Raw genomic sequence first — 10,436 nt, forward strand, 5'->3', positions numbered from 1 at the left:
ACCTACACCAGAGTGGTGCTGGATCTTTCTGCTAAGAAAAAATACGAAGTGACAGAAAGTGCCGACGGCACAAAGGTCATCGTGACATTTGATAAAGTGACCGTGGAGGATATTTCCTGCAAACATAAAAACGATAAGGATATCATCGAGATCGAAGGGGACGGCGCGCTGGGGGCAGATGTATTTACCCGGTCTGATCCCAACCGTATCGTTGTGGATATCCCCAATGTGAACTCTGAACTGGATGAAAGCCTGAATATAAAAGAACTGAAATATGTATTTGCCGGCAGAAGCGGCATGTTCACCGACACGACACTGAGAATGGTGTTTGAAGTGGGCGACCTGACAGAATACAGCTACAGTGAAGATGGCAATGGCGGTACACTGACTATTTTCCGTTCTTCCCTGCAGCACATGACCTATAACGGTGCGAAGGATGTGCTGTATCTGGATAAGGAAGATTCTTTCAAAACAGGCAGCGTAAAACTGGAAGATCATTATCTGAGCGGTTATTTTGATGTGACCCTGCCGAAGGATCTGTCTGATGTATATGGCGAAGGAACGTATGCCATCGGGGATGACGTGATCAAAAGCGTTGAAGTATTCACCAAGAGTGGAAAAACCACACTGCGATTCCACCAGAACCGCATCAGCTGCTACAGCATTACGGAAGAAAAGGACAGATATGTCGTCCATGTGAAGAACCCTCAGGATGTGTATGATAAAGTGCTTCTGCTGGATGCGGGCCATGGGGGCAAAGACCCCGGGGCCAGCGGCAATGGTCTGGTGGAAAAGAGTCTGAATCTGACCATGCTGCAGAAAGTCAATGCGGAACTGGATAAGGATATCAAGGTATATCTGACCAGAAACGGCGATACCTATCCCGATAACGCCAGTCGCGCAAGAAATGCCAGTCAGGTTGCTGATGCAATGGTTTCTATTCATATGAACTCTTCTACCAATGCGTTGGTAAATGGTACGGAAACCCTGTACAAAAACCATGCCAACGATACGGGCGCAACCTTGACCAGTAAACAGCTGGCACAGCTGATCCAGAATAACATCATCGATGCAACGGGGAATAATAACCGTGGTATCGTACAGCGTACGGATCTGCTGATCCTGAACAGTACAACTGTGCCTGCGGTCATTGTGGAAACTGCATTCCTTTCCAATGCAGGGGATGCGCTGAAGCTGTCTCAGGAAAGCTATCAGGATCTGGTGGCAGAAGCTATTGCGGATGCCATTGAAGAGGCTTTTGATACTTATAAACTGCGTTAAGATGAAAACAGAAAAAGCAGACCCGACTGATCCCTCAGTCAGGTCTGCTTTTTGATTCTTGGAACGGAAGAAGCCTTTTTTTGCGGAGGAAAAAAGAGAAGTTTTTTGAAGTGCAGCCTGTTTTTGTGATATAATAAAATTTATGAGAAAACCAAAAAGGAGGAATCGGATATGATTCGTTTTGACGGCAGAAAAGTGGACGAACTGCGTCCTGTCAATATCATCAAGGATTTTACCCGCTATGCGGAAGGCTCTGTTCTGATCGAATGGGGCAATACAAAGGTGCTGTGCAATGCATCTGTAGAGGAAAATGTACCTCCTCATAAAAAAGGCACCGGCGAAGGCTGGGTGACAGCGGAATATTCCATGCTGCCCCGTGCCACAGTAACCAGAAACAAAAGAGATATCAATAAACTGAAACTGAACCAGCGTTCCACAGAAATTCAGCGCCTGATCGGCAGAGCCCTGCGTGCAGCGGTGAACTTTGAAGAACTGGGTGAAAGAAGCATCACCGTGGATTGTGATGTTATTCAGGCGGACGGCGGCACCAGAACGGCTTCCATCACAGGCGGTTTTGTGGCACTGGCCATGGCCTGCCAGAAACTGGTGGAGGAAGGGCTCATTGAAAAAATGCCTTTGCACAGATATATTTCCGCAGTCAGCGTTGGCGTGGTGGATGGTGTTGCCATGGCAGACCTTTGTTACGAAGAAGACTCTGCGGCGGAAGTGGATATGAATATCATTATGACAGACGAAGGCAATTTCGTAGAAGTGCAGGGCACAGGGGAACACGGCACATTTACCCAGGAACAGCTGCTGGAACTTCTGGCGCTGGGCAGAAAGGCAACTGCGGAACTGAAGGAAATGCAGCAGGCGGCATTGGGCGGTCTGGAACTGAAATAAGGAGAAAAAGATGGAAACGATTATTTTTGCAACAAAAAATAAAGGAAAAATCAGAGAGATCAACGCCATTCTGGCAGATATGAATGTGAACGTGATCTCCATGGAAGATGCGGGCATCACCATCGATGTGGTGGAAGACGGCACAACATTTGAGGAAAACTCCATGAAAAAGGCAGTGCAGATCATGGAAGTCAGCGGCAAGATCACGCTGGCAGATGACTCCGGTCTGGAAATCGATGCCATGGACAAAGCTCCCGGGGTATATTCTGCCCGTTTCATGGGGGAAGACACACCTTATCCCGAACGGTTCAAGGCGATCTTTGAAAAACTGGAAGGCGTTCCCGAAGAAAAGAGAACAGCACGTTTTGTCAGCTGCATCGCAGCGGCTTTCCCTGATGGCAGAAGACTGACTACCTATGATACAGTGGAAGGCATCATCGGCTACGAAGTGAAGGGGGAAAACGGCTTCGGCTATGATCCCATTTTCTATGTGCCCGACAAAGGCAGATATATGGCGGAACTTTCTGCGGAAGAAAAGAATGCCATCAGCCACAGAGGGAAGGCACTGGGCAAGATGAAAGAACTTCTGAAAAAGGAACTGTGATCTTATGAAGATTTTGGTTTTGAGTGATACCCATTCCTATCTGGACAATGCCAGAAATGTGCTGAAGCGGATCGGGGACAAAATGGACATGGTGCTTCATCTGGGCGACCATGATGCGGATGCGCTGGAACTGATGAAGGAATTTCCGAAACTGCCCTTCCATTATGTGAAGGGGAACAACGATTATCTGATGGATACTCCTTCCAAGAAGATGGTGCGGGCAGGCGGAAAAAATCTGCTGCTGACTCATGGGCATAAGCAGCGGGTTCATTGGAATCCCGATACCATTTCCTACTGGGCGGCGGAACAGGGGGCGGATGTGGTTCTGTTTGGCCATACCCATGTCCCTGTGTGGGATGACAGTTGGCATGTGGCCCTGTTCAATCCCGGCAGCATTTCTCTGCCTCGGGGCGGCGGTCTGCCTACCTTTGGCATCCTGACCATTGAAAACGGCAAGGTGGAAGGGGCGATCATGGAATACTGGAATGCAGAACATTTCAAACGCATAAACTGATCAAAACGGGGCAGGATACCACTAAAACCTGCCCCGAAAAAAGTTTTTAAAAAATTTCAAAAAAGTTGTTGACAAATGAAAATGCTTATGGCATAATATGTCTTGCGTTAAGACGTGGATCGGTAGCTCAGCTGGATAGAGCAACGGCCTTCTAAGCCGTGGGTCAGGGGTTCGAATCCCTTCCGGTTCACTTTTTTTTATGCGGGTGTAGTTCAATGGTAGAATGTCAGCCTTCCAAGCTGAACACGTGGGTTCGATTCCCATCACCCGCTGCGCACAATATGGATCGGTAGCTCAGCTGGATAGAGCAACGGCCTTCTAAGCCGTGGGTCAGGGGTTCGAATCCCTTCCGGTTCAGCAAGAAAAAGCCTGTCGGAAATCGGCAGGTTTTTTTCGTTGACTTTTTTGTTGGGAAAGCATAAAATAATAGCATTACGCGGATATGGCGGAATTGGCAGACGCACTGGATTTAGGTTCCAGCGGGCGACCGTGCAGGTTCGAGTCCTGTTATCCGCAGTAAAATGAGACCTGTGTGTGGCATGGGTCTTTTTTCTTTGTAAAATCAAAAAGAGAACCTGAGAAGGTTCTCTTTTTTGCGTCGCAGACAATTAAGGGTGCAGGGGAATTATTTCCCTGCTGGGAGTTTGAGGGTGAAACCCTCAGAGGGTTTCGAATTCATCCAGCAGTTCCTTGAACAGCTGCATGGCATTTTCAATAGGTTCCGCTGCGGACATATCCACCCCTGCGCCTTTCAGCAGGTCGATGGAGTATTCGCTGTCCCCTTTGGACAGGAAGTCCAGATAGGCATCAATGGCGGGCTGGCCTTCGTTCAGAATTTTTCTGGAAAGGGCGATGGCTGCGCTGTAGCCTGTTGCATACTGATATACATAGAAGGCATTGTAGAAATGGGGGATACGCGCCCATTCGATATCGATTTCGGAGTCGATGACGATGTCTTCGCCGAAATATTTGATATTCAGATCACGATAGATTTTGTTCATGCCTTCCCATGTGAGGGGTTCGCCTTTTTCTGCCATAGCATGGGTGATCATTTCAAATTCAGCAAACATGGTCTGGCGGAAAAGTGTACCTCTGAACTGTTCCAGGAAATAGTTGATGAGATATTTACGCATCACTTTATCTTCTGTTGTTTTCAGCAGGTGTTCCATCAGCAGGGCTTCGTTACAGGTGGATGCCACCTCTGCCACGAAAATCTTATGGTCTGCGTAAAGATAAGGCTGTTTTTTCCATGTGAAATAACTATGCAGAGCATGACCCATTTCGTGAGCCAGTGTGAACATGCTGTTGATGGTATTGTTGTGGTTCAGCAGTACATAAGGGTGTACGCCGTAGCTGCCCCAGGAATAGGCGCCGCCGCGTTTGCCTTTGTTTTCGTATACATCGATCCAGCCGCTTTCCAGACCGTGTTCCAGTGCCGCGCTGTATTCTGCACCCATGACCTGCAGAGCTTCTTTTACGGTTTTCTTCGCTTCTGCATAAGGGATCTTCACATCGGCATCGGGCACCAGGGGGACATACAGATCATACATGTGCAGTTCGTCCACACCCAGTTCCTTCTTGCGGAGGGAAACATAGCGGTGCAGCAGAGGCAGGTTTTTATTTACCGTTTCGATCAGGTTGTCATAAACAGACAGGGGGATATTGTCATCGGCAAGGGCCATTTCTCTTGCGGAGCCATATTTTCTTGCTTCCGCAAAGAAAACATCGCTTTTAACGGAAGAGGAATAGGTGGCTGCAATGGTGTTTTTCTGGCTCAGATATACGGAATACAGGTTTTTGAAAGCCTGTTCACGGACACTGCGGTCGGGACTTTCCAGAAATGTGATATATCTGCCCTTGGTCAGTTCCAGTTCAGTTCCATTGGCTGTTCGGATGGCGGGGAAGGAAATATCCGCATCGTTCAGCATAGTGAAAATCTGCTGAGGAGCGCCGCCCAGTTCTGCGGTTTTTGCCAGCAGGTTTTCTTCCGCAGGGGTCAGTGTGTGTGCTTTCTGGCGCAGCAGTGTGTGGAAAAAGTGATCGTAAATGGCGAAATCTGCGATCTTTTCTTCGCGGAAGGCTGCAAGTTTTTCTGCGGGGATGGCAATGATTTCGGGTGTCAGGAAAGACATGGCTGCGGAATAATGGATCAGCAGCATTTCTGCTTTGGATGCCATGCCCTGATAGAAGGCATTTGCACTGTCTTCATGCATACGCATATTGGCATATGTGTAAACATGATCCAGCTGCAGGGAAAGAGCTTCGTTTTTCTGCAGGCAGGAAAGGAGCGTTTCTGCGGAGTTGGCCAGTTTGCCGGAAAAGGCAGTCATTTCGGGAATGCCTGCTTCGATAGCAGCGCATGCTTCTTCCCATTGCGCATCTGTTTTAAAATAATCCTCGATATGCCAGTGAAAACGAGGGTCAGTATCCTTTCTTTCCGGAATAGAATGATTCATGGTTCATACCTCTTTTCTGTGTATTTTATGAACGATTCTATTGCGAATCGTTTTTGGTAAAGTTATATTTTCCAGTATATCATTTTTTAAAACAGAGATAAAGATGGAACAAAAAATGATGTTTTTTTTCAAAAAAATGAAAATTTTTCCTTTGGGCAGGAAGGATTTTGCTTGCTGATGACTAATTTACATAGTATGATAAATATGAGGTGATAAAATATGGATAAAGCTTTAAAAGTACTTATTGTTGCGGGCGAATCTGCTCCCTTCATTAAAAGTGGCGGCTTAGGCGATGTTGTTGGTTCTTTACCTAAGGCACTGCGTGCAAAAGGCGTAGATGTTCGCGTGGTAATCCCTCGACACAGAGCAATCAAAAATGAAACAATGTACGGCGTGGAATTTCTGGGGGAATTCGATGTCCATCTGCAGTGGCGCAAACAGCCTGCCAAAGTTCTGGTGAAAAAAGGCGATGTGCCGGTATATTTTATTGAAAATGATTATTATTTTGGTCGCGGCGGCCTGTATGGTTACAATGATGATGACGAACGCTTTGCGTTCTTCTCCAAAGCAGTGCTGGATATGCTGGCAATGCTGGATTTCTATCCCGACATCATTCACTGCAATGACTGGCAGACAGGGCCTGTCTGCATGTATCTGAAAGAAATTTACAGATATATGGTGCCTTATTCCAAGATCAAAACACTGTATACCATCCACAACCTGCAGTATCAGGGCAGATTTGCGCCCTCTACACTGGATATGATGGGGCTGCCCGGATGGACATGGAGCAACGCGGAATTCTACGATTCTGTATGCTTTATGAAAATGGGGCTGGTATATACAGACTACATCAGCACTGTTAGTGAAACCTATGCCAACGAAATCCAGACAGGAGAATACGGCTACGGCATGGAAGGTATCCTCAGAAGCAGAGCTGACCGACTGTGCGGTATCATCAACGGGATCGACTATGTGGCAAATAACCCTGCCACAGATAAACATATCGTGAAACATTTTGATGCAGAACATCCCGAAGGCAAGGCGGAAAACAAACGCGCCCTGCAGGAAAGACTGGGTCTGGAGCAGAGAGATGTACCTGTGATCGGTATGATCACCCGTCTGGCAGACCAGAAAGGGATCGATATCTTCTCCTATGTTCTGGATGAAATGATGCGCAGAGATGTACAGTTTGTACTGCTGGGCACAGGGGAAGCAAGCTATGAATATCTGTTCCGTGCTATGGAAGCAAACTATCCCGGCAGAGTTTCTGCGAATATCTTCTTTGACGAATCTCTGGCACAGCAGATCTATGCATCTTCCGATCTGTTCTTGATGCCTTCCAAATTTGAACCCTGCGGTCTGGGTCAGATGTTCAGCCTGCGTTTCGGTACTGTGCCGATCGTCAGAAAAACCGGCGGTCTGGCGGATACCATCCAGCACTATAATCCCGAAACCAAAGAAGGCAACGGCTTCCTGTTTGAACATTATGACGGCTGGGGTCTGATGTGGGCAATCGATGAAGCACTGAAGACATATCACATGGGCAAGGAAGAATGGATCAATGTGGTAAAAAATGCTATGAACAGCGATTATTCCTGGGAAAGCTCTGCGGATAAATATATCGAACTGTATGAAAAACTGAGAAAAGAATAAATCTGTACATCGGTGCGTCTGTCCTTATCATGGGCAGGAAGAAAGCACTGCATGACAAAGAGTATAACCGCTGAAAGGTCATCTTTTGGCGGTTTATTTTTGGGGAAAAAGGGGAAGTGCGGATTTACAAATGTCCATGTTATGTAGTATGATATAAATAAGCATAAAATGGGGTGTTATATTTTCGGGAGGGGTCATTATGATCACAGTATTTAACAGAAAAGAGCTGCTTTGTACTTTTGATATGAAAAAACAGGCAGAGGTGCGCGATATCCTCTGGAAGTTTGATATTTCTTACGAAGTGCGTGTTTCTGACCGTGCGGATGTTTTTGTGGGCGGCAGAATGACAGGAGAATCCTCTCCGATCCCTGAACATCAGACAGAATATCTGATCTATGTAAAAAAAGAAGATTACGAAAGAGCAATGTTCCTGATGCATCGAAACATCGAGGAATAATGGAGGCATAAAATGGGAAAAAAGAAGACCGGAAGAAAGAAGTCCGGGATGAAGATACCCGATATGAAAATCAGCAATAAAACATTGACAGCCATCGTCTGCGTGCTGGCGGTGGTTTGTTTATTTGCCGGCGGGGTCTATATCGATACCTTCCATGGGGAAGGGATGTTCAAAAAACTGCTGGCAGGAAACACAGCGCCATCGGCGGAAGAAACCGATGGGACTGTGGAAACCATGGAAGTGGATATCAGCAGTAAAGCGGCCATGGCGGTTTTTGAGAAAGAATTCATGCTTTGCACCAAAGACGGCGTGAAATATTTTCTTGCCATGGGCGACCAGAAGTGGAGCGACACCTTCAATATGACTTCCCCTGCGATGGTGCAGGAGGGAGACTATGTGGCTGTCGGCGACATGGGCGGGAAAACCGTGCGCGTTTATAATCGCGAAGGGATGCTGTATGACCTGCAGGCGGAAGGTTCTCCGGTTCAGTTTGCGCTGAATGAGAACGGCTATCTTTCTCTGATCACAAAAAACGGTGAATCCTATCGGGTTCGCATTTATAACACAAAAGGTACATTGTTAAAAGAACGTGTGGAAGAAAGCAACGGGGTATACCCTCTTTGTTCCGATGTTTCCGATGACAGCAGGGCTTTTGCGGTCAGCTATCTGGACACAACGGATATTTCTCCCATTGGCCGTGTGGTGCTGTTTTATATCGATGCGGAAGAAAGCGAAGAACATACAGACAGTATGTTTGCTGGTGTGGAAAAAACAGAGGAGATTATTCCTGTCATCAGCTATCGCGCGGATGGCACGCTGGCTGTGATTACAGATCAGAATATCTATGGCATCAGCAGCAGTGGAGATGAAAAATGGAGTTATCCTCTGGAAAACACCATCGATCAGGCGGCGCTGGGCAATAAGAAATACATCGTACTGGCTTTTGGTGACAGTGTGGCACATAAGGATGGCCGAGAAAAAGGTACGGTTTGCTGGCTGGATACCGATGGGAAGGAAAAAGCTTCCTATGAAACAGGTGACAGCGTAACTTATCTGCAGTCCGGGGAAAAAGGTGTTGTGGTCGGCAATGACCGCAAATATACCGGAGTGAGCCATGGCGGCAATGAAAACTGGACTTATGTGGCGACAGGGGATCTGACAGACCTGCTTCCGATGGAAAAACTGAATGTCATTATGACGGTTGGCAAGGAACAGGTTTCTATTCTTGATATGTCTAAAGGAAAGAATATGAAATCTGACGCAGGAAAAACAGGCGGACAGCCTGCGGAGCAGGAAATGGAAGGAGACAAACCGAAGCCTGATGAGGGCAAGCAGGAGGATGCTGATTCTAACGCAGCAAAGCAAACGGCGGCTGATGCGAATAAAGATAAAGGCGAACAGCCGACGGAAAGTTCCGAAGCGGAGGGGAATGCAGAAGGAACATCTGCTGAAAATGAAGGATAAACAAAATGGGGCGGCAATGGAAAGTGGCCGCCCTTCTTATATTATTATAGAAGAAAAGGCGGGGAAGAGATGCATTTGATTTTGGATGTGGCAGTGCTGGCAGTGATTTTGGGGTGTGCTGCGGCGGCGTGGCGGAAAGGGTTTCTGCGGGCGGCCTTTGGATTTTTACCTATGCTGGCGGCTCTGGTGGGAACCCGTGCGGCGAGCCCGTATGTGGGGAAGTTTTTGAGAGGAACGGTTCTGTTTGATTCTCTGTCCGGTTCTATTCGAGATTCTATGGGGCTGGATGTAGCAATCAAAGAAGGGACGATGCAGACCCAGACGGAGATCATTGAAGCGATGCCTTTGCCGGATTTTCTGAAGGAGGCGCTGTTGGAAAATAATAATCCTGTGATCTATCAGCTTTTGGATGTGGAGAGTCTGAAAGAATACATTGCGGGATTTCTGGCGAATGTCTGCGTGAATATTCTGAGCGTTATTCTGGCGTTTCTTCTTATTTATATTGCAGTGACCATTGTGCTGAATGCGCTGCATCTGTTCAGCAAACTGCCTGTGCTGAGTTTCTTTAATCATTGCATGGGGTTTCTGGTTGGCGGCATGAAAGGTATGTTTTTTGTGTGGCTGGGGTTTGTGGTGCTGACATTCTTTCAGTGTCGGGCTGATCTGAGTGGACTATTTTCTGCTATGGAGAAAACTTATGTTGCCAATATTCTGTATGAAAATAATATCCTGCAGCAGCTGATCCTGACGATTTTTACGTAAAGAGCCTGAGAAATCAGGCTTTTTTCTGTTTTGAAAATTATTTTAAAAAAAACAAAAAAAATGTTGACATTGTATTGCCTGCGTGATAATATATCTAAGCGGTCGCGAAAAAGGCCGCTAAAAAATTGCACCTTGAAAACTGAATACAAGTAAAGCAAAAATAGAGTCAATCGAGAAATAAAAAGAAACTATTTTCAAAAGAAACGTAACGAAAGTTACAAACCGTTGTATCGCTACAACGAAACATTCCAGAGAAAAAGCTATTTTTCAAATAACGACAATAAATTATTGTCAGACTGGTCAAGCAAGAAAGAGCATAAGGTGAATGCCTTGGCACTAGGA

The 10,436-nt window shown here is 46.6% G+C and carries 9 protein-coding genes and 4 tRNA genes; 12 read left to right on the forward strand and 1 reads right to left on the reverse strand.

What is annotated here, in order from left to right; genetic code table 11:
* The 8 genes from ACJMLT_RS03730 to ACJMLT_RS03765 all read left to right on the forward strand — a co-directional run.
* On the forward strand, positions 1-1,281 hold a 1,281-nt coding region (locus tag ACJMLT_RS03730; RefSeq protein ID WP_405726804.1), incomplete at its 5' end, for an N-acetylmuramoyl-L-alanine amidase.
* Positions 1,282-1,452: 171 nt separating this feature from the next.
* Complete coding sequence (gene rph, locus ACJMLT_RS03735; protein ID WP_405726807.1) at positions 1,453-2,184, forward strand: ribonuclease PH; 732 nt, start codon at positions 1,453-1,455, stop codon at positions 2,182-2,184.
* Positions 2,185-2,194: 10 nt separating this feature from the next.
* Entirely contained in the window at positions 2,195-2,788 is a 594-nt protein-coding gene (locus ACJMLT_RS03740; protein WP_405726810.1) for an XTP/dITP diphosphatase, read from the forward strand.
* Positions 2,789-2,792: 4 nt separating this feature from the next.
* The gene (locus ACJMLT_RS03745) at positions 2,793-3,302 is read left to right on the forward strand and encodes a metallophosphoesterase (RefSeq protein WP_405726813.1); all 510 of its coding nucleotides are present in this window, start codon (positions 2,793-2,795) and stop codon (positions 3,300-3,302) included.
* A gap of 116 nt (positions 3,303-3,418) precedes the next feature.
* Positions 3,419-3,492, forward strand: a tRNA-Arg gene (locus ACJMLT_RS03750).
* A gap of 11 nt (positions 3,493-3,503) precedes the next feature.
* A tRNA-Gly gene (locus tag ACJMLT_RS03755) sits at positions 3,504-3,574 on the forward strand.
* A gap of 11 nt (positions 3,575-3,585) precedes the next feature.
* A tRNA-Arg gene (locus tag ACJMLT_RS03760) sits at positions 3,586-3,659 on the forward strand.
* A gap of 79 nt (positions 3,660-3,738) precedes the next feature.
* Positions 3,739-3,818 (forward strand) — tRNA-Leu (locus tag ACJMLT_RS03765).
* A gap of 143 nt (positions 3,819-3,961) precedes the next feature.
* Here the strand turns inward: ACJMLT_RS03765 and pepF are convergent.
* The gene (gene pepF, locus ACJMLT_RS03770; protein ID WP_405726816.1) at positions 3,962-5,758 is read right to left on the reverse strand and encodes an oligoendopeptidase F; all 1,797 of its coding nucleotides are present in this window, start codon (positions 5,756-5,758) and stop codon (positions 3,962-3,964) included.
* Between the two features lie 219 nt (positions 5,759-5,977).
* Here pepF and glgA point away from each other — a divergent pair, with 219 nt between their 5' ends.
* The 4 genes from glgA to ACJMLT_RS03790 all read left to right on the forward strand — a co-directional run bounded on the left by glgA (position 5,978) and on the right by ACJMLT_RS03790 (position 10,094).
* Positions 5,978-7,411 (forward strand): glycogen synthase GlgA, encoded by a 1,434-nt coding sequence (gene glgA / locus ACJMLT_RS03775; protein WP_405726819.1) that lies wholly within the window; start codon positions 5,978-5,980, stop codon positions 7,409-7,411.
* A gap of 199 nt (positions 7,412-7,610) precedes the next feature.
* A complete protein-coding gene (locus tag ACJMLT_RS03780) occupies positions 7,611-7,868 on the forward strand; it encodes a hypothetical protein (protein WP_405726822.1) in 258 nt (85 codons plus the stop codon).
* A gap of 63 nt (positions 7,869-7,931) precedes the next feature.
* The gene (locus tag ACJMLT_RS03785; RefSeq protein WP_405726824.1) at positions 7,932-9,332 is read left to right on the forward strand and encodes a DUF5711 family protein; all 1,401 of its coding nucleotides are present in this window, start codon (positions 7,932-7,934) and stop codon (positions 9,330-9,332) included.
* Positions 9,333-9,401: 69 nt separating this feature from the next.
* Positions 9,402-10,094: a CvpA family protein gene (locus tag ACJMLT_RS03790; RefSeq protein ID WP_405726827.1), complete on the forward strand. Its 693-nt coding sequence runs from the start codon at positions 9,402-9,404 to the stop codon at positions 10,092-10,094.
* Positions 10,095-10,436: the final 342 nt, after the last annotated feature.

The organism is Anaerotignum sp. (assembly GCF_045122575.1).
Taxonomy (GTDB): Bacteria; Bacillota; Clostridia; order Lachnospirales; family Anaerotignaceae; genus Anaerotignum_A.